The organism is Pseudomonas poae (assembly GCA_028869255.1).
Lineage (GTDB): Bacteria > Pseudomonadota > Gammaproteobacteria > Pseudomonadales > Pseudomonadaceae > Aquipseudomonas > Aquipseudomonas poae_C.
In genome coordinates this window covers 5292599-5312932 of the sequence record CP110972.1, presented here as the reverse complement: position 1 = coordinate 5312932, position 20334 = coordinate 5292599, and the positions used below count along the sequence as shown (strand labels likewise).

General features: G+C 62.1%; 15 protein-coding genes. 13 read left to right on the top strand and 2 right to left on the bottom strand.

Annotated features, from left to right (window positions below; translation table 11 throughout):
• Nucleotides 1-180: 180 nt before the first annotated feature.
• The 8 genes from glnE (at nucleotide 181) to LRS56_24135 (ending at nucleotide 10255) form a co-directional block, all read left to right on the top strand.
• Nucleotides 181-3120, top strand: a complete 2940-nt coding sequence (gene glnE / locus LRS56_24170) for a bifunctional [glutamate--ammonia ligase]-adenylyl-L-tyrosine phosphorylase/[glutamate--ammonia-ligase] adenylyltransferase (protein ID WDU61854.1) — start codon at nucleotides 181-183, stop codon at nucleotides 3118-3120.
• Between the two features lie 188 nt (nucleotides 3121-3308).
• Entirely contained in the window at nucleotides 3309-4343 is a 1035-nt protein-coding gene (gene waaF / locus LRS56_24165) for a lipopolysaccharide heptosyltransferase II (protein ID WDU61853.1), read from the top strand.
• A 1-nt stretch (nucleotide 4344) separates the two neighbouring features.
• Nucleotides 4345-5406 carry a lipopolysaccharide heptosyltransferase I gene (gene waaC / locus LRS56_24160; protein ID WDU61852.1) on the top strand — a complete coding sequence of 354 codons (1062 nt, stop codon included), beginning with the start codon at nucleotides 4345-4347 and terminating at the stop codon, nucleotides 5404-5406.
• Nucleotides 5406-6530 (top strand): glycosyltransferase family 4 protein, encoded by a 1125-nt coding sequence (locus LRS56_24155; protein ID WDU61851.1) that lies wholly within the window; start codon nucleotides 5406-5408, stop codon nucleotides 6528-6530. The genes waaC and LRS56_24155 overlap by 1 nt, the downstream gene beginning before the upstream one ends.
• Nucleotides 6527-7333 (top strand): lipopolysaccharide core heptose(I) kinase RfaP, encoded by an 807-nt coding sequence (gene rfaP, locus LRS56_24150; protein WDU61850.1) that lies wholly within the window; start codon nucleotides 6527-6529, stop codon nucleotides 7331-7333. The genes LRS56_24155 and rfaP overlap by 4 nt, the downstream gene beginning before the upstream one ends.
• A complete protein-coding gene (locus tag LRS56_24145) occupies nucleotides 7333-8067 on the top strand; it encodes a heptose kinase (protein ID WDU61849.1) in 735 nt (244 codons plus the stop codon). The genes rfaP and LRS56_24145 overlap by 1 nt, the downstream gene beginning before the upstream one ends.
• Nucleotides 8064-8816: a lipopolysaccharide kinase gene (locus tag LRS56_24140; GenBank protein ID WDU61848.1), complete on the top strand. Its 753-nt coding sequence runs from the start codon at nucleotides 8064-8066 to the stop codon at nucleotides 8814-8816. The genes LRS56_24145 and LRS56_24140 overlap by 4 nt, the downstream gene beginning before the upstream one ends.
• Entirely contained in the window at nucleotides 8816-10255 is a 1440-nt protein-coding gene (locus tag LRS56_24135; GenBank protein ID WDU61847.1) for a serine/threonine protein kinase, read from the top strand. Before LRS56_24140 ends, LRS56_24135 begins: the two co-directional genes overlap by 1 nt.
• 127 nt (nucleotides 10256-10382) lie before the next feature.
• On the opposite strand, the gene LRS56_24130 is transcribed toward LRS56_24135, so the two are convergent.
• Entirely contained in the window at nucleotides 10383-11507 is a 1125-nt protein-coding gene (locus tag LRS56_24130) for an IS481 family transposase (protein WDU61846.1), read from the bottom strand.
• An 871-nt stretch (nucleotides 11508-12378) separates the two neighbouring features.
• Nucleotides 12379-14478: a TonB-dependent receptor gene (locus LRS56_24125; protein ID WDU61845.1), complete on the bottom strand. Its 2100-nt coding sequence runs from the start codon at nucleotides 14476-14478 to the stop codon at nucleotides 12379-12381.
• Nucleotides 14479-14680: 202 nt separating this feature from the next.
• Here LRS56_24125 and LRS56_24120 point away from each other — a divergent pair, with 202 nt between their 5' ends.
• From LRS56_24120 to LRS56_24100, 5 genes are all read left to right on the top strand, one after another.
• Nucleotides 14681-15031, top strand: coding sequence for a YceK/YidQ family lipoprotein (locus tag LRS56_24120; protein ID WDU65806.1), 351 nt, complete (start codon nucleotides 14681-14683; stop codon nucleotides 15029-15031).
• A 140-nt stretch (nucleotides 15032-15171) separates the two neighbouring features.
• Nucleotides 15172-16929, top strand: coding sequence for a carbamoyltransferase (locus LRS56_24115; protein WDU61844.1), 1758 nt, complete (start codon nucleotides 15172-15174; stop codon nucleotides 16927-16929).
• A complete protein-coding gene (locus LRS56_24110) occupies nucleotides 16913-18043 on the top strand; it encodes a glycosyltransferase (GenBank protein WDU61843.1) in 1131 nt (376 codons plus the stop codon). The genes LRS56_24115 and LRS56_24110 overlap by 17 nt, the downstream gene beginning before the upstream one ends.
• Nucleotides 18043-18939: a GNAT family N-acetyltransferase gene (locus LRS56_24105; GenBank protein ID WDU61842.1), complete on the top strand. Its 897-nt coding sequence runs from the start codon at nucleotides 18043-18045 to the stop codon at nucleotides 18937-18939. The genes LRS56_24110 and LRS56_24105 overlap by 1 nt, the downstream gene beginning before the upstream one ends.
• The gene (locus tag LRS56_24100) at nucleotides 18936-20333 is read left to right on the top strand and encodes a PIG-L family deacetylase (protein ID WDU61841.1); all 1398 of its coding nucleotides are present in this window, start codon (nucleotides 18936-18938) and stop codon (nucleotides 20331-20333) included. The genes LRS56_24105 and LRS56_24100 overlap by 4 nt, the downstream gene beginning before the upstream one ends.
• Nucleotide 20334: the final 1 nt, after the last annotated feature.

Sequence of the window (20334 nt, the reverse complement as noted above, 5' to 3'; positions counted from 1 at the left end):
GCTGGTGAGCATAATCGTTATTGTTGATCATTTTCGAACAAGAAAAGGTGAAAGTTTGATGTTGCCTGCCAAAATTAAATTATTTTCAGCTATTTATAACCTTTGTTCGACAGTCCTTCACCGAGCGTGGTTCTTGCGTTCACAGCAACAGGCCATTTACGCGCCGATCAAGGATAGACCATGAGCCTTCCCACGCTGGCCGAATTGCCCGCCATTCTCTTGCCTTACGCCAGCCGGGCCGAGCAGTCATTTCGTGACGCAGTGGCCGCGCTGGACGACGATCATGGCCTTTCTGAGTGGACGCCGCAACGGTGGGCCGACTTCGCACGTGTGTGCGCCGCCAGTGATTTCGTCATTGAACAGAGTGTTCGTGACCCTTTGATGTTGCTTGAGCTAGTGGCCTGGTGCGAGCTGGACCGCGGCTTTGCGCCCGGTGAGCTGTGCAGCCAGATCGCCGGCGCCGTGCAACAGGCCGAAACAGAAGAGGAGCTGGGCCGGGTGCTGCGTCGCCAGCGCACGCGCCAGCAAGTGCGCATCATCTGGCGCGACCTGACCCGCCAGGCCGACCTGGTGCAAACCTGTCGTGACCTCTCCGACATGGCCGACGCCAGCATCGACCAAGCCTACCAATGGCTGTACCAGCGCCACTGCAGCCAGTTCGGCACCCCCACCGGGCGGCGCAGCGGTGAGCCGCAGCAGATGGTGATCCTCGGCATGGGCAAGCTCGGCGCCGTGGAGCTGAACCTGTCGTCGGATATCGACCTGATCTTCGCCTACCCCGAAGGTGGCGAGACGGTGGGCGTGAAGCGCTCGCTGGATAACCAGGAATTTTTTATTCGACTTGGTCAAAAATTGATCAAGGCCCTCGACCCGATGACCGTCGACGGTTTTGTATTCCGGGTCGACATGCGTCTGCGCCCTTATGGCTCGGCCGGCGCGCTGGTGCTCAGCTTCAACGCGCTGGAGCAGTACTACCAGGACCAGGGCCGCGACTGGGAACGCTACGCGATGATCAAGGCCCGTGTGGTCGCGGGCGACCAGGTGGCCGGTGCGCAACTGCTGGATATGCTGCGGCCCTTTGTGTATCGCCGCTACCTGGACTTCTCGGCCATCGAGGCGCTGCGCACCATGAAGCAGCTGATCCAGCAGGAGGTGCGGCGCAAGGGCATGGCCGAAAACATCAAGCTGGGTTCGGGCGGCATTCGTGAGGTGGAATTTATCGCCCAGGCGTTCCAGCTGATCCATGGCGGGCGCGACCTCAGCCTGCAACAACGGCCGTTGCTCAAGGTGCTCGGCACCTTGGAAGGGCAGGGCTACCTGCCTCCGGCGGTGATCGCCGAATTGCGCAATGGCTATGAATTTTTGCGTTACACCGAGCACGCCATCCAGGCAATTGCCGACCGTCAGACGCAAATGCTCCCGGACAGCCCCGAAGACCAGGCGCGCATTGCCTTTATGCTGGGCTTTGCCGACTGGGCCGCGTTCCATGAGCGCTTGATGTACTGGCGTGGCCGGGTGGACTGGCACTTCCGTCAAGTGATTGCCGACCCTGACGAAGAAGAGGGCGAAGAAAGCGAGTTGGTTGTCGGCGGCGAGTGGTTACCGCTGTGGGAAGAATCCCAGGACGAAGACGCTGCCTGCCGCCAGCTCGACGAGGGCGGCTTCAGCGATGCACCCAAGGCGCTCAAAGCCCTGGCTGGCCTGCGCAGCAGCCCGCAATTGCGCGCCATGCAGCGCCTCGGTCGTGAGCGGCTCGACGCGTTTATCCCGCGTCTGCTGGCCCAGGCCGTCGAGCATGCCAATCCGGACCTGGTGCTGGAGCGCGTATTGCCGCTGGTGGAGGCCGTCGCCCGCCGCTCGGCTTATCTGGTGCTGCTGACCGAGAACCCCGATGCCCTGCGCCGCCTGCTGACGCTGTGCGCCGCCAGCCCGTGGATCGCCGAACAGATCACCCGCTTCCCGCTGTTGCTTGACGAATTGCTCAACGAGGGCCGCCTGTTCAAGCCGCCGTTGGCGCCGGAACTCGCCGCCGAGCTGCGCGAGCGCCTGACGCGGATCCCAGAGGATGACCTTGAGCAGCAGATGGAAGCTCTGCGCCACTTCAAACTGGCCCACCGCCTGCGCGTAGCCGCGTCGGAAATCGCCGGCAGCCTGCCATTGATGAAAGTCAGCGACTACCTGACCTGGCTCGCCGAAGCCATCCTCGAACAAGTATTGGCCCTGGCCTGGCGCCAGACGGTGGCACGCCACGGCTCGCCGCAACGGGTCGACGGCACCCTGTGCGATCCTGGGTTCATCATTGTCGGTTATGGCAAAGTCGGCGGCATCGAACTGGGGCATGGTTCGGACCTGGACCTGGTGTTTATCCACGACGGCGACCCGCAGGCCGAGACCGACGGTGCCAAGCCGATCGACGGCGCGCAGTTTTTCACACGCCTGGGGCAGCGGATCATTCACCTGCTGACCACCCAGACCAACTCCGGCCAACTGTACGAAGTGGACATGCGCCTGCGACCGTCCGGCGCGTCCGGGCTGTTGGTCAGTTCATTGGGTGCATTTGACCGCTATCAACAAAATGAAGCCTGGACCTGGGAACATCAGGCCCTGATCCGCGCACGGGTGCTGGTGGGCAGCCAGGACGTGGGCCAGGCATTCGAGCAGGTACGGGCTAAAGTGTTGGGGCGTGAGCGCGATTTGGCGAAGCTGCGCCAGGAGGTCAGCGAGATGCGCGCCAAGATGCGTGACAACCTGGGTACCAAGGGCACGGCGGCCGGTACCGGCGCCAATGCCTTCGAAGCCACGGCGGCGTTCGACCTCAAGCAGGACGCCGGAGGTATCGTCGATATTGAATTTATGGTGCAATACGCGGCTTTGGCGTGGTCTGCGCAACATCCATCGTTGCTGCGCTACACCGACAATATCCGCATTCTGGAGGGGCTGGAGCAGGTGGGGTTGATGCCCGCCGCCGATGCCCATCTGCTGCGCGAGGTGTACAAGGCCTACCGTTCCGCCGCGCACCGCCAGGCCCTGCAAAACGAGGCCGGGACGGTAGCCGGGGATCAGTTCGCCGACGAACGGCGGCAGGTGATGCGAATCTGGAATGAACTGGGTTTAAGCTGAACCCCGATTAAATGTGGGAGCGGGCTTGCTCGCGAATGCAGTATGTCAGTCACTCGATGTGCTGGCTGATAGACCGCTTTCGCGAGCAAGCCCGCTCCCACACAAAGCTGTAACCGGGCCAACCGTGACCTACAGTAATTTTCGAGGCGGGGAGGCATAAGCCTCCCCGCATCGTTTGTGGAAACTACATGAATATTCTGATCGTTGGGCCCAGTTGGGTCGGTGACATGGTGATGGCGCAGACACTGTTCCAGTGCCTCAAGCAGCGTCATCCCGACTGCCAAATCGACGTGCTCGCCCCCGAGTGGAGCCGGCCGATTCTTGAGCGCATGCCCGAAGTGCGTGCGGCCTTGAGCTTTCCGCTTGGCCATGGCGCCCTCGAACTGGCGACCCGTCGGCGTATCGGCAAGTCCCTGGTGGGCCAGTACGACCAGGCCATCCTGCTGCCCAACTCGCTCAAGTCGGCGCTGGTGCCGTACTTTGCCGGCATCCCCAAACGCACCGGCTGGCGCGGCGAGTTTCGCTATGTGTTGCTCAACGACGTGCGCACCCTCGACAAGGCGCGCTACCCGCTGATGATCGAACGCTTCATGGCCCTGGCCTACGAGCCCGGTGCCCAATTGCCCACGCCGTACCCGCGCCCAAGCCTGCAGATCGACCCGGTGACCCGCGATGCGGCCCTGACCAAGTTCGGCCTGCAGCTCGATCGCCCGGTGTTGGCGCTGTGCCCTGGCGCCGAGTTTGGCGAGTCCAAGCGCTGGCCGTCGGAGCATTACGCCAAGGTCGCCGAGATGAAGATCCGCGAAGGCTGGCAGGTGTGGCTGTTCGGTTCGAAGAATGATCACGCGGTGGGCGAAGATATTCGCCAGCGCCTGATCCCCGGCCTGCGTGAAGAGGCGGTGAACCTGAGTGGCGACACGTCGCTGGCCGAGGCCATCGACTTGCTGTCCTGCGCCGAAGCCGTGGTGTCCAACGACTCCGGCCTGATGCACGTGGCTGCCGCGTTGAACCGCCCGCTGGTGGCGGTGTACGGCTCCACCTCGCCAGGCTTCACCCCGCCGTTGGCCGACAAGGTCGAAGTGGTGCGCCTGGGCCTGGATTGCAGCCCGTGTTTTGATCGCACTTGCCGTTTCGGCCACTACAACTGCCTGCGCCAATTGCTGCCGCAACCGGTGAGTGAAGCCTTGCAGCGGTTGCAGGGCTCTGTGGTCGAGGTTCGTTAGTTTGCGCGTATTGGTAATCAAGACCTCATCCCTGGGCGACGTGATCCACGCGCTGCCGGCACTGACCGACGCAGCGCGGGCGATCCCGGGTATTCAATTCGACTGGGTGGTGGAAGAAGGCTTTGCCGAAATTCCCACCTGGCACCCGGCGGTCGACAAGGTGATCCCGGTGGCGATCCGCCGCTGGCGTAAAAACCTCTGGCAAACCCTCAAAAGTGGCGAATGGCGCGGTTTCAAGCAACGCATTCAGTCGACCAAATACGACTTGGTGATCGACGCCCAGGGCCTGCTGAAAAGCGCCTGGCTGACGCGTTATGTGCGCGCTCCCGTAGCGGGCTTCGACAAAAACTCGGCCCGTGAACCGATCGCGGCGCGCTTCTACTCGCGGCGCCTGGCTGTGGCCCGTGGGCAGCACGCGGTGGAGCGTTTGCGCCAACTGTTCGCCTTGGCCTTGGGTTATGACTTGCCCAAGGGGCTGGGCGACTACGGCTTGAGCGTCGACAAGCTGCTCGGCCTGCCGCCGAAAAAGCCGTTTGTACTGCTGCTGCACGGTACCACCTGGGACACCAAGCACTGGCCCGAAGCCTACTGGCGCGAACTGGCCGAACGCATGGGCCGCCTGGGCGTGGACGTGAAATTGCCGTGGGGTAACCCCGCCGAAAAAGCCCGCGCCGAACGCCTGGCCCAGGGCCTGAAAAATGCTGAAGTGCTGCCCAAGTTGAACCTGGCCGGCGTCGCCCGTGTGTTGGCCGGCGCCCGCGCCTGTGTGGCGGTGGATACGGGTCTTGGCCACCTGGCGGCCGCGTTGGACGTGCCGACCATCTCCCTGTTCGGCCCCACCAACCCCGGCCTGACCGGTGCCTACGGCAAGGGCCAGATTCACCTGGCCAGCGACTTCCCGTGCGCGCCGTGCCTGCAAAAGCACTGTACCTATCAACCGACGGCCGACGACCTGCGTCGGTTCGACATCAAGCGCGAGTCGCCCCTGTGCTTTACGCGCTTGAACCCTGAGCGTGTGGCAAACCGGCTGAGCACGTTGTTACTGGCTGAGGAGCTGCACTGATGCAACTGGCTTTTGTTCTGTACAAATATTTCCCCTTCGGCGGCCTGCAGCGTGACTTCATGCGTATCGCCCTGGAGTGCCAGCAGCGCGGCCACCAGATTCGTGTCTACACGCTGATCTGGGAGGGTGACATTCCGCCGGGCTTCGAAGTGCTGGTGGCGCCGGTCAAGGCGTTCTTCAACCATCGGCGCAACGAGAAGCTCAGCGCCTGGATGGCCGCCGACCTGGCCAAGCGCCCGGTGGACCGTTTGATCGGCTTCAACAAAATGCCCGGCCTGGACGTGTACTACGCCGCCGACGGCTGCTTTGAAGACAAGGCGCAAAACCTGCGCCACTCGCTGTACAAAAGCTTTGGCCGTTACAAGCACTTTGCCGAGTACGAACGTGCGGTGTTCGCCAAGGACGCCAAGACTGAAGTGCTGATGATCTCCGAAGTGCAGCAGCCGCTCTTCATCAAGCATTACGACACCCCGTTGGAACGCTTCCACCTGCTGCCGCCGGGCATCGCCCAGGACCGCCGCGCACCGCCGAACGCCGCCGAAATTCGCCAAGGGTTTCGCAAGGAATTCAACCTGGGCGATGACGACCTGTTGCTGGTGCAAATCGGTTCGGGCTTCAAGACCAAAGGTGTCGACCGCAGCCTGAAAGCCGTGGCCGCACTGCCGGCGGAACTGAAAAAACGCACCCGCCTGTTTGTAATTGGCCAGGACGACCCCAAAGTATTCCAACTGCAGAGCGCTACATTGGGGTTGGGCGATAACGTGCAATTTCTCAAGGGCCGCAGCGATATCCCGCGTTTCCTGCTGGGCGCCGACCTGTTGATTCACCCGGCGTACAACGAAAATACCGGCACCGTGCTGCTCGAAGCCCTGGTGGCCGGTTTGCCGGTACTGGTCTCGGCCGTGTGTGGTTATGCCCACTACATCAATGAGGCCGACAGCGGCCGGGTACTGGATGAGCCGTTTGAACAAACGCAGCTCAACCAATACCTGACGCACATGCTCACCGACACTGCACAGCGCGCGGCCTGGGGCCGCAATGGGTTGGCCTTTGCCGAGACGGCCGACCTCTACAGCATGCCGCAGCACGCTGCGGATGTGATTCTGGCGGAGCCAAAACGATGAAGTTGATTCTTGCCGAACCGTTCAAGACGTTATGGGCCGGGCTGGATGCCTTCGCCGCAGTCGAGCAGCTGCAAGGCCAGGTATTCCGTGAGCTGGCGGCGCGTCGCACGTTACGCACCGAGGTCGATGGCCGTGCGTATTTCGTGAAAATCCACCGGGGCATCGGTTGGGCGGAAATCTTCAAGAACCTGATCACCGCCAAGCTGCCGGTGCTCGGTGCCGGCCTGGAGTGGGATGCGATTCACCGCTTGCAGGAAATCGGCGTACCGACCATGACCGGCGTGGCGTTCGGTGAAAAGGGCAGCAACCCGGCGGACCAGCACTCCTTCATCATCACCGAAGAACTGGCGCCGACCCTCAGCCTCGAAGACCTGACGCTGAACTGGGTCGCCGAGCCGCCTGCACCTGCATTGCGCCACGCCCTCACCGCCGAGCTGGCGCGCATGGTCGGCGAGATGCACCGGGGCGGCGTGAATCATCGCGACTGCTACCTCTGCCATTTCCTGCTGGATACCGCGCAACCGATTGACGCACGCAACATCAAACTCTCGGTGATCGACCTGCACCGCGCCCAACTGCGCGCCCACTTGCCGCTGCGCTGGCGCGACAAGGACTTGTCCGCGTTGTACTACTCGGCGCTGGAAATCGGCCTGACCCGGCGTGACAAGCTGCGCTTCCTCAAGGGCTATTTCCGCCAGCCGTTGCGCCAGATCCTGGCCGAGCAATCGGCGTCGCTGAGCCTGATGCAGCGCAAGGCCGACAAGCTGTATGCGCGCAAGCAACGTTACGGGGATGCGATCTGATGGCGGGTTGGAACCTGGAACCTGCTTACGCCAACCTGGCGGATGATTTTGGAAGCCTCGAAGCGGTGTTTGCCCTGCAAGGCGAGCGCCTGACCCGCGACCCGCTGTCGGAAGTGATCCGGGTGGAGCGCGGCGGGGTCAATTACTACGTCAAGCGCTACACCGGCGCCGGCAAGGGCTTGCGCCGCTACCTTGGCAAGCCGCGGGTCAAGTCCGAATGGCAGAACCTCAAGCGCTTCGCCAAGTGGGGCATCCCCACCGCTGACGTGGTGGCCTGGGGTCTTGAGCGCAACGGCCTGGCCTATGACCGTGGCGCGATGATCACCCGCGAGTTGCCGAGGACAGAAGACCTCTCCGTGCTGGCCGAGCGGAACGATGCGCGGCTGCGCGACCCCAAATGGGTCGACGCGGTCAGCCGCCAGCTCGCCGAATACACGCGGACCATGCACGAGCACCGGTTTACCCATAACGACCTGAAGTGGCGCAACCTGCTGATCGACGACCAGTCGACCCTGTACCTGATCGACTGCCCCAACGGCGATTTCTGGCGCGGCTTCTGGCTCAAGTACCGGATCACCAAGGACCTGGCCTGCCTGGACAAGGTGGCCAAGTATCACCTGTCGGCCACCCAGCGCCTGCGTTTTTACATGCAGTACCGCCAGCGCCGGCACCTGAGTGCGTCGGACAAGCAGCGTATTCGCCACGTGGTGAAGTTTTTCGAGGGGCGCGAATGAGTGATTTCCTGGCGGCCGAAGACCGTGCCTTGCTGGAGCGGCACGGCCTCGCAACCTTTGATGCGCTGTGGGCCAAGCAATTGGATGCAGTGGACGAGCCGAACACCAGCCGTGGCGGCTGGAGCAGTGTGTTTCGCCTGGAGCTTGATGGCCATGGTTACTACCTCAAGCGCCAGAGCAACTACCTGACGCGCAGCTTGCACCGGCCACTGGGCGAGCCAAGTTTCTCGCGCGAATTCCGCAATATCAGCCGTTACCGCACGTTGGGTATCCCGGCATTGCAGGCGGCGTTCTACGGCGAGCGCAAGGTGGCCGGCGAACACCGTGCGATGCTGCTGACCCGCGCCCTCGACGGCTGGAATGACCTGGATTCGCTGCTGGAACAGTGGCCTGCCCTGAGCGACGCGCAGCATGCCGCGATCCTGCTGGCCTGCGGTCAGTTGGCGCGTCGGCTGCACAGTGTCGGCCAGGTGCATGGCTGCTTTTACCCCAAGCATATTTTCCTGCAGGCCACCGGCGACGGTTACGCCGCGCAGTTGATCGACCTGGAGAAAACCCGCCCGCTGCTGTTCGGCTGGCGTGACCGGGTCAAGGACCTGGAACCGTTGTTGCGCCGCGCACGCGTGTGGTCGGACACGCAAGTACGCCAACTGCTGGCGGCCTACCTTGATCAGCCGCAGGACAGTGCGTTGGTCGCCACCTGGCTGCAACGTCTGACGACGCGGCGCAGCCACAAGGAGAACCGCTGATGCGCCTGTCCGAACTGAAAAACGCCGGCCGCACGCCGAGCCTGCCGCTGACCCTCGACCTGGCGGACGCCGCCGGCCCCGGCCAGTTGCAACTGCTGAGCCTGTTGCGCGTGTTGCCGGGCGAGCGTTACGTGGGTGCGGCGGTGTGGCGCGGGCGCCCGGTGCTGGCCAAGTTACTGGTGGGCAGCAAGGCGGCGCGGCACTTTCAGCGTGAACTCAGCGGCGTGCGCCTGCTCGCCGAGCAGGGCCTGACCACGCCGCTGTTGCTCGCCGATGGCTTGCAGGAAGGCGAGGGCGGTTGGCTGCTGTTCGAGTTTCTGGAGGGCGCCGAAAGCCTGGCCGATGCCTGGTACGCCGTTGAAGGTCTGCCGCCGTTGGCCGACGAGCAAACCGCTGTACTGGCCGAAGCGCTGGGCGCGATTGCCTTGATGCACACCAAGGGGTTGTGGCAGGAAGACCTGCACCTGGACAACCTGCTGCGTCAGAACGGCAAGCTGTACTTGATCGACGGCGCCGGGATTCGCGTGGAAGAGGCCGGCAAGCCGCTGTCGCGCAACCGGGTGCTGGAAAACCTCGGGGTGTTTTTTGCCCAGTTGCCGAAAAACCTTGAGCCATTCACCGAAGAGTTGCTGGTGTACTACCTGCTGAGCAACGGCGAGCACGCCTTGCCTTTGCAGGCCCTGGAGGCACAGGTGCGCAAGGTCAGCGCCTGGCGCTTGAAAGACTTTTTGAACAAGGTCGGCCGCGAGTGCACGCTGTTCAGTGTGGCGCGTGGCGCGTTTGGCTTGCGCGCGATTCGTCGCGAGGAAGAGCCTGCGATGCTGCCCGTGCTTGAGCGGGCGGACGCGTTGCTGGATCAGGGGCACTTGTATAAAACCGGGGGTGCGGCGAGTGTGGCGAAGGTCGAAGTGGCTGGCCGGCCGTTGGTGATCAAGCGCTATAACATCAAGGGTTTTGCGCATTGGCTCAAGCGCTTTTGGCGCCCTAGCCGCGCCTGGCATTCGTGGCGGGAGGGTAATCGTCTGGCGTTTTTGGGGATTGCTACGCCTAAGCCGCTGGCGGTGTTGGAGAAGCGGTTTTTCTGGTTGCGTGGTCGGGCTTATCTGGTGACTGAGTTTTTGCCGGGGCCGGATATTATTGAGCGGTTTGCGCCCTATATCGAGCGGGGGGATGCGCCGGAAAATGAGCTGCTGGCGTTGGATCAGCTGTTCGCTGGGTTGATTCGTGAGCGTATCAGTCATGGTGATTTCAAGGGGCACAACTTGTTTTGGCATGAGGATCGTTGGGCTTTGATCGACTTGGATGCGATGTGTCAGCATCGTTCTGCGGGGAGCTTTGGTCCGGCGTATGCCAGAGATCGTGCGCGGTTTATGCGTAATTGGCCGCAGGGGAGTGCGCTTTACCGGCTGATTGATCAGCGGTTGCCTCGGCTGGGGTGATGGGGGGGGGTATCCGTTATTTGGGTAACGGCTGCTTATGGTTCCGCTCTTACAGCGGGTCACTTTTGGAAAGACCTGTATAGACCGGACACATGGTGGACACATGTGCGGGGACATGGTTGACACATTATGGACCATAGTCAGGTTTGCTCACGTCGATCGTTCGTAGGAAGTGATGGCAGAAAAACACGTCAAACAGTCCATCACCTTCAGTGTTGGGCCGTATTGCGATGTGATGCCCAGCCAAACCTTTGGCGATGCTGAAGTAGCGTTTCTGAAAACGAAAACGGCTGTGATAAGCCTTGGCTAATACGTCGTCCGGTCCGTACTCAAAGGTTGGTAACTGTTGCGGATAAGCCCATGGGCTGGCCCTATACCGGTCCATAGGCACCTTGTAGTCCAGCGCCTGATGGGGCCGTTGCAGGTTATAAACATCACGCCACCGATCAAATGCTGCTTGAGCTTCCTTGAGCGTGGAAAACTGACGCCCTTCAAGTACTTCGGCCTTGAGTGAGCGATGGAAACGCTCAATCTTTCCATTGGTTTGTGGGTGGTAAGGACGGCTGAAACTGATCCGAATACCCAGACGAATCAACCAGATACTCAGCTCTGTGATTTCACCAGGGTTACGTGGAGAGCCCCAAGGCGGTCCGTTATCAACGTTGATGCGAGCCGGTAATCCGAAGCGCTGGAATACCTCGGTCAACCTTTCCTTCACCGTGGCTCCACGCTCATTATCACAAGCGTGAATAGCCAAACTGAAACGTGAATGGTCGTCCAGCAAAGTCAGGGGATGGCATCTGCCTTCTTGCGTCGGGAAATGCCCTTTGAAATCCATCTGCCAAAGATTGTTGGGCGCGTCGTGTTCAAATCTCAGCTTTGCCTCTTGCTCCTTCGTAGCCGGCTGAATCAGCCCGTGCCGGTGCAGGACATTGGTAACGGTGCTGGGAGCAATCTGCTTTTTCAAGAGGCTGCTGATCGTGCGCCCACCCCATGCTGGATGGTCTTGTCTGAGCGATATGACCTGCGCTTCCAGGGCCGGCGTGGTCAGCTTGGGGCTGGTAGCCGGTTTTCGGGATTTATCTTGCAGCCCCGAATGGCCGAGCGTCGCGTAGCGGTTAAGCCACTTGTAGGCCGTCTGCGGACTGATACCGAACCGTCGGCACAGTTCTCGTTTGTTGCTGCCGGGTTGCCCTGCTAAGGCAACAAACTCTTCTTTCAGGCTCATGGCATCTCTCGTGTCCCAGGGCATGATGGCTTTCCGGCGAAATTGGCTCGCCGAAAAGTGTCCACCATGTCCCCGCACACCCGTCAACCATGTGTCCGGTCTATACAGAAAGACCCAAAAGTAACCAAAAGGTCTTCGCCCCATCACTCGGCACCTCGCCTCCGGCTCGGTGTGCCCTCACTCCGGCTTGAATCCGTGGGCCGCCGCGATGGGCCATCCTTGGCCCAGCGCGGCTAACCCGGCGTCCTGCCGGGTTGCCCACGGATTCAAGCCTGCGTTCGGCCATCGTGATTGACGGGGCGCCTCAGATCACGATCAAAAGCCCTAGATCAAAAGATCGCTGACTTCGTCAGCGGTAAGGATGTAAGGGCCACAGCAAAAACAAAGCAAAGCGAGGCGGCCTGACAGCCGACCTGATCTTTGAGGCAGTACTCGGTCAAATGTGGGAGCTGGCTTGCCTGCGAAAGCATCAACTCGGTGTGCCTGATACACCTAGGTGTCTGCATCGCAGGCAAGCCAGCTCCCACAGAAAAGCCAATCCACTGGGATCCCGCTCTTGATCTACACCACTCAGGTCGGCTACTAGGCCGCCGTGCTCTGCTTTTGATCTTGATCCTAGGCGCCCCATTAACCACGCTGGCCGCACGCGGGCTTGAATCCGTGGGTAACCCGGCAGGACGCCGGGTTAGCCGCGCTGGGCCATGGATGGCCCAGCGCGGCGGCCCACGGATTCAAGTCTGCGTGCGGGCACACCGAGCCGGAGGCGAGGTGCCGAGTGGTGGGGCAAGAGCCTTTTGGTTACTTTTGGGCTCTTTCCAAAAGTGACCCGCTGTAAGAGCGGAACCATAAGCAGCCGTTACCCCAATAACGGATAAGCCCCCAAAAACCAAAGCGATCAAAACCGATACTCCGCCCCAGCCCCCGCATACCAAGACCGCCCCGGCGCCGCCTCGTAATAACGACCATTCCCATCACCGACAATCACCGACCCGACATACTGTCGATCCAGCAAGTTATCCAGCCGCAACGTCTGGTGAAACGTCCAATGCTCGACCTTCTGCTCAAACCGCGCACGCCAGTTGAACACGCTGTAGCCAGGCGCAGCGTGTTGCTGATTGGTGTCTTCAACATAAACCTTGCTGCGGTACATCCCTTCGACGCCAGTGCTGACCCAATCCCTGGGCTTCCAGTTCAGCTCAGCGAATAACGTGGTTTGCGGCACGCCGGGCAGGTAGTTGCCCTTGTCGACGGCGGTGCTGGCGCCGCTGACGAAATCGCTGTCATAGGTGGCTTGCAAGCGGGTGTAGGCGAGGTTGGTGCTCCAGTGCTCGGCCAGTTGGCTCTCGAGGCCCAACTCGAAGCCACGGCGCAGGGTGCGGCCGGCGTTTTGGTAGGTGGTGCGGCCACCGCTGGACTGCTGCACCACCAACTCGTCTTCGGTGGTGATCTGGAACAGGGCTGCATTGACCCGGGTGTCCTGGCCGAGGCGGGCTTTCAAACCGACTTCATACTGCTTGCTGACCGATGGCTTCAACGCAAAGTTGAAACCGTTCGACGTGCTGGAATACGCCGACTCCGCCTGGGTTGGTGTTTCGAAACCTTTACCCGCGCTCACATAGCCGTGCAGGTCAGGGGTGAAAGCGTACATCACGCTGACTGACGGGGTGTTCTTCTGGTAGGTCTTGCTGCCGCTGTCGTTACCGTCGCTGAGAAAGTGATCGTCCACCTTCATTTCCATGGTGCTGTGGCGCAGGCCGGCTTGCAGGGTCCAGTCGCCCAGCAGCCAGTTGGCTTGCACGAAGGGGTCGAGGCTGGTGGCGGTGTCGATTTCGTCACGGCCTAGGGCGCCTTTGATACCGTGCACGCCGTTGACGGTGTTGGAATAACCCTGGCGATCATCCTGGCTGCGGTCGTAATCGAGGCCGGCGATCAGGGTCAGGTCGCCGGGTGCGCGGGTGATGGGTTGGAGCCAGTGGACGGAGCCGCCGTAGAATTTGCGGTCGAACGCCACCACGCCGCCACGGGCATTGGCCGGGTTGGGGAAGCCGCTGGCAAACCGGTCCGGGATCGACAAGTACTGAATGACGCTGCGCCGTCCGGTATAGCCATTCACCTGCAAGGTTGCATCGCCGAAATAGCGCTCGTAATTCAGGCCCAATTGCTGATGATCGATGCTTTTGCGTGTGTTGTAGGTCAGTGCGGCCGGCGCCACAGAGCGCGGGTCGGCCTTGTAGGCGGCCCAGGTCTGCCCCAGGGGGTCCTGGGTGCCGTTCTGCTCCAGGCTGCTGTAGATCAGCGCGAGTTTGCTGTCGTCATCCGGCTGGAAGTTGAGCTTGGCAAAGGTCTGGTCGCGGCGGGCGCTGCTGTGGTCGCGGTAGCCGTTGGTGTCCATGCGCGAGGCGTCGAGCACGAAGCCTGCGCCATTGGCTGCACCTTCGGCGGTGAGGTGGTTTTTGTTCAGGCCGTCGCTGCCCACCAGGGTTTCGGCGCCGATGCGCGGCGGGCCTTCGCCGTCGCGGGAAAACATCTGGATGACCCCGCCGGCGTTGCTGCCATACAGCGTGGCGGCCGGCCCGCGCAGCACTTCGATGCGTTCGGCGGTGTCGAGGTTGAAGGTGGCAGCCTGGCCCTGGCCGTCCGGGGTGCTGGCGGGGATGCCGTCGGCGATCAGCTTGATGCCGCGCACACCAAAGGCCGAGCGAGCGCCGAAGCCGCGGGAGGAAATCTGCAGGTCCTGCGCGTAATTCTGGCGGTTCTGCACCACCAGGCCCGGTACGCGGGAAAGGGCTTCGGAGGCATTGATCCCCAGCTGGCCGTCGCTGATTTGCTCGCGGCTGATGCCGTCCACCGAGTACGGCAGGTCGAACGTCGGGCTGGCACTGCGTGAACCGGTGACTACGCTCGGGTCGAGGGTCAGCGTTTCGTCAGCCTGGGCAGCGTCGCACAGGGCGAGCAGGCCGGGCAGCAGGAGGGTGAGACGAGCGAGGTTGTTCATGAGTCAGCCGCAATCCGTTGGCGTTCAGGGTGTAAACGCGCAAAGGGGCGCGAGTTTAGTGACTCGGGCGATTTATTTCTTTAGGAATCTGCCTACACGTCCAGTCAGCTCTTCGGCACTGGGCTCATAGGGGCGTCGATGTTAGCGTGATCGGCCTTAGCAATAATAATGGCCAATGGATCAGTAGGAGTGGGTCGTGAGGATTACATCGAAAGTCTTGTGGCTGGCAGCCTCGCTGGTGCTTGCCGGTTGTGGCACGATCAACACCGTTTTCCGCCCGGATGCCGTGGCCAGCCAGAACCTCAAGGACTCACGCAGCCACTGCGAAAACGTGCCGCGCATCTACAGCGGGGTGATCTACGGTTTTTGTACCCTCAATGGCGAGCCCGCGGCGGATAAAAGCCTGAACGACAAAAGCCTGATCGATCACGGGGGCGGCGCGCTGCCGATTTTCGCCGCCGAGCTGGTCGCCTCCGGGGTGCTGGATACGCTGGTGCTGCCCTACACGATCTACCGCCAGAACAAGGACGGCAGCATCGAAATCTACCGCTGACCCGCTTGCAGCTTGCCGCTAACAGCTTCCCCCTGCTTTTAAGCTATAATCCCGCCCTTTAGCTGTTTCCTGCCCAGGCAGGAAGCACACTTTTTCAGGCGCGACCCGCCTGCATGCAGACTAAAAGAGGCTAGACCCCTGTGGCATTGACGATTCTTGGCCTGTCCGGCGCCCTTAGCCATGATCCTTCCGCAGCCTTGTATATCGACGGCAAGCTGATCGCGGCCGCCGAAGAAGAGCGCTTCGTACGCGACAAACATGCAAAGAACCGCATGCCCTACGAATCGGCGAAGTTCTGCCTGGAACAGGCCGGCATCAAACCTTCCGACGTTGATGTGGTGGCGATCCCGTTCGCTCCGATCAGCTTGTTCGGCGAGGCACGCTGGCACTACGCCAAGCGTTACTGGTATGCCCCGGACCGCGCCCTTGACGCGATCCTGATGGGCAACCGTCGCTACAAGCGCTATCGCAACAAGATCGTCTGGTGCCTTGAGCAACTGGGCTTCGATCCGAAGAAAATCAAGATCGAACCGGTCGAACACCACTTGGCCCACGCCTCCAGCGCTTACCATTGCTCGGGCTTCCAGGAGAAAACCGCGATCCTCGGGATCGACGGCAAGGGTGAGTACGCCACCACGTTCTTCGGCTACGGCGAAAACGGCAAGATCCACAAGATCAAGGAATTCTTTGATCCGGACTCCCTCGGCGGCCTGTACGGCGCGATCACCGAGTTCCTCGGTTTCGAGATGCTCGACGGTGAGTTCAAGGTGATGGGCATGGCGCCATATGGCGATGCCAGCAAGTACGATTTCTCGCGCCTGGCCTCCTTTGAAAACGGCGAGCTGGTGATCAACACCGACTACGCCAACGTCATCGGCCTGCGCCGCTACAAAGAGAAGGGCAAGGGGTTCTACTTCTCGCCAAAACTGATCGAGTGGCTGGGGCCAAAGCGCGAAGGCGACATCGCCGACGAGCCGTACATCCACTACGCGGCCAGCATGCAAGCGCTGTTCGAGAAGCTGGCGTTGCAGATGATCGACCACTACCTGGGCGACATCCTCAAGGACACCGGCAAGCTGGCTTTCGCTGGCGGCTGTGCGCTGAACGTCAAGCTGAACCAGAAGATCATTGCGCGTGACGACGTCAAAGAGCTGTTCGTACAGCCGGCGTCCGGCGATGCCGGGACTGCGGTTGGCGCGGCGGCCTACGTGTCCCACGCCCGTGGCGTACCGGTGGAGAAGATGGAACACGTCTACCTGGGCCCGTCCTACAGCAACGAAGACGTGATCGCCGCGTGTGCCAGGCACGAGAGCAAGCCGAACTGGCGCAAGATCGAAAACATGCCCCAGCGCATCGCCAAGATCATGGTCGACGGCAACCCGGTGGCCTGGTTCCAGGGCCGCATGGAATTTGGCCCGCGTGCCTTGGGCGGCCGCTCGATCATTGGTTGCCCGAGCGCCACCGGCGTGGCGGATCGCATCAACCACCAGATCAAGTTCCGCGAGCGCTGGAGGCCTTTCTGCCCGTCGATGCTCGACACCGTGGCCCCACAAATGATCAAGGTCGATCATCCGGCACCGTTCATGACCTTCACTTTTGAAGTGGCCGAAGAGTGGAAGACCCGCGTGCCGGAAGTAGTCCATGAAGACGGCACCTCCCGCGCCCAGGTGCTCAAGCGCGAATACAACCCGCGCTACTACGACATGATGAAAGAGCTTGAAGTGCTGACCGGCAACGGCGTGTCGCTGAACACCTCGCTCAACCGTCGTGGCGAAGCGATGATCTGCTCGCCGACCGACGCGCTGAACATGTTCTTCGGCTCCGACCTGCAGTACCTGATCATGGAAGACATCCTGGTCGTCAAAGACGGCGTGGACCCTTATGACGCGCTCGGCTGAACGCCACGTCCTGCAGTTCTGCCACGGCTATGACGGGCCGTTCCTCGATTGCGCGCGGCAGTACGCCAGCTTGTTCGCAGGCTCCGGCTACAAGGTGACCACGGTGTTTCTCACCGGGGTCGCTGACCCTGAGGTGGCGGCCGGTTGTGCCAGCGATGAAGTGTTGTTCATGGAATTCAGCTCCAAGGCCATCCGTGGCCTGAAGCTGGGTGCTATCGGTGAACTGCGCAAGATCGCCGCGTCGCGCAATTTCAGTTTCTGCATTGCCCACCGCTTCAAGCCGATCTACGTCGCCTTGCTGGCCACGCGGTTGCCGGTGATTGGGGTGCACCATGCCTTTGGTGACTATCAGCGCCGCAGCCGCAAGCTGTTTGCCGGGATTTTCCGCAAGCGCCTGAGCCTGCTCGGTGTATCCGACGCTGTGCGTGATGACATGCGCCGTTGCCTGCCGGCGTGGCCCGCCGCACGTATCCAGACCTTGTACAACCGTATCGACGTCGACGCCTTGCAGGCTATTCAGGTGCCGGCGCATGAGGCGCGTGACGCGCTGGGCTTGTCGCCGGACGACTGGGTGATCGGCAATGTCGGCCGCCTGCACCCGGACAAGGACCAGGCCACGCTGCTCAAGGGCTTTGCCCTGGCACTGCCGCACTTGCCGGTTGAGCGTCGCCTGGCGATCCTCGGCAGCGGGCGCCTGGAGCAAGACCTCAAGGAACTCGCCCGCGAACTGGGGGTTGCCGACAAGGTGCTGTTTCTCGGCCAGGTGCCGGATGCGCGCCGGTATTTCCGGGCATTCGATGTGTTTGCGCTGAGCTCCGACCACGAGCCCTTCGGCATGGTGCTGCTGGAAGCCATGGCGGCCGGCGTGCCGTTGCTGGCCACGGCCTGTGGTGGGGCGAAGGAGGTGGTCGAGGGCGTGGGTATCCTGTTTCCCTTCGGCGATGCCGAACACCTTGCCCAAGGGTTGCGACACCTGGCTGCGATGGATCAACACCAGCAGCGGCAGTGCGCCGAGATGATGCTGGAGCGCCTGCGCGAGCGCTTCTCGGATCAGGCGGTACGCGATACCTTCTGGCAACTGCCGCACGTTATTGAATTGACCGCGGGGGCTTGATGCTCAATCGATTTCAAGGCTGGCGCGAGCGCGGCTGGTCCGTCGTCGATGCGCCTGTCTACAGCGACGCCTGGCAGCGTTTTGGCGGCAGTGTTGCGACCCACCCGCAGGTGATCGAGCGCCTCGCCGGGCTGGCTGAAATCCCGGTGCGTTACCTGGCCTGGGAGCAAGGCGGCGAACTTCAGGCGTGCATCGCGACCTGGGGCCGTGACCTTGCGCTGTCCAAGGACGTGCTCAAGCAGCGCGGTAAAAAGGGCCTGTTCGACCTGGGTAATGCCGAGTTGATCCTGCCCGCCGCGCCAGGCGCCGAGGCGCCGTTGCGCCAGCGTGCGCGCTACCTGTCGGCCCTGAATGAAGGCCGTTTCAGTGGCCTCAAGCCGCAGGCCGAGCAACTGGCCATGGCCCGCACGCCGGAAGAACTGTCGAAGAAGTTCCGCTACAACCAGCGCCGCGAATTGCGTTTGCTGGAAGAGGCCGGAGGCGTTGTGCGCCCGGTGAGCGAGTTTTCCAGCGTGGAGCTGGCGGCGATCTACTGTGATTTGTTCCTGCGCCGCTGGGGCTTTGTCGCCACAGGTGCCGAGCGCATGGCCGAGGTGATCGAGCTGCTGCGCGAGTGGCTGATCGGCTCGGTGATTTTCCTTAATGACGCGCCCATCGCTGTGCAGCTGGTGTATCGGGTCGAGTCGCCCGAGTGGATCAGCGTGGAGTACGTCAACGGTGGCGTCGACCCTCAAACCCGTGCGTTCAGCCCGGGCAGTGTCCTGAGCTTCCTCAATACCCAAAGTGCCTGGGAGCAGGCGCGTGAAGTCGGCAAGCCGCTGCGGTTTTCCTTCGGGCGCGCCGACCGGGAGTACAAGGACCGTTGGTGCAACTCCGTGCCGGTGCTGACCGTATGAGCCGCAAACAGCAATTGCTCAAGCGCCATCGGCGCAACAAACGCGTCGGTGTGTTGATCGGCCTGGTGCTGCTGGTGGTGGTCGGTATCAGCGTCGCCTGGTGGTTGCCGTTGGTGCTCGGCGTGCTGGCCTGGGCGGCCCATGAAGCCTGGTTTGCCGACCACCTGTTTTATGCGCCCGGCGAAGACTATCAATACCGTTTTTCGGCGGATGCCGAGCTGGCCGGGGTTCGCTTCGAAGGCGGGCGGCTGCAGGTGGATGCGCCGCTCGAAGCCAATACGACGCTGGTGCTGGCGATCAAGGTCAAGAGCGGTTGGCTGGGACGGTTTCTCGACCCGGCCATCGAGATCTCCGGCGGTGAAAGCCCCGACCGGCAGGCGTTCGAGCGTGGGGTCAATGGCGTTCGTTACCTCAACCTCAGTGGCCTGGCCCCGGCCCTGATAGCGGGTGAGCTGCGCTTGCGCGGGCGTTTTTGCAGCCTGCAGGGTGCGCCCCGCCTGTGGGCCTGGGCCACTGCGGACTATTCGGCGCAGCGGGTGATGGTCATTGCGCCCCATGCCGATGATGCCGAATTGGCTGCTTTCGGTCTTTATAGCCAGGCTGAAAAGCCGTGGATCGTGACCCTCACCGCTGGCGAGATCGAAGCCGAACACTATCAGCAGATGGGCCTGGACCCGGTCGAGGCCTCGCGGATCAAAGGCCGCTTGCGTGCCTGGGACAGCATCGCCGTGCCGCGCTGGGCGGGTGTGCCAGAGGCGCATTGTGTGCAGTTGGGCTACTTCTGCCTGCAATTGCCGGCAATGCGCGCCTCGCCGGACCAGCCGGTCGCCTCGCGAGAGGCTGACTTGTCGGATATCCGCCTGTTTCGCCAGTTCAACCCCTTCGCGTTACCGGCGGACCATGACGGCCTGCCGACCTGGAATAACCTGCTGGCCGATTTGCGCCAATTACTGCTGACGGCGCGCCCTGAAGTGATCGTGTTGCCGCACCCGGTGCTCGACCCGCACCCGGATCATATCTGCGCGCAACAAGCGGTGGTCGAGGCCCTGCAAGGGCTGGAATGGCAGCCGACTGCCGTGCTGGGCTACGCCAACCATCTGCATGACAACGACCGCTGGCCCATGGGTGACGCGGGCGCCGGCATTGCCCTGCCGCCACTGTTCGATGACGCGCTTGAGCTGCGGCCGTACAGCTTGTCGCTGTCGCCGGCACAACAGCGCGACAAGGCCATGGCGCTGGGCATGATGCATGACCTGCAGCCCGCGCCGCCGTTCAAGCGCCAAGTGCGGCGCTGGTTACAGCGTGTGCTGGCAGGGCGTGCGCGCTCGCCTTATGGTGAGAACGAATTTTTCCGCAAGGCCGTACGACGGCATGAGTTGTTCTGGCGTTTGTGAA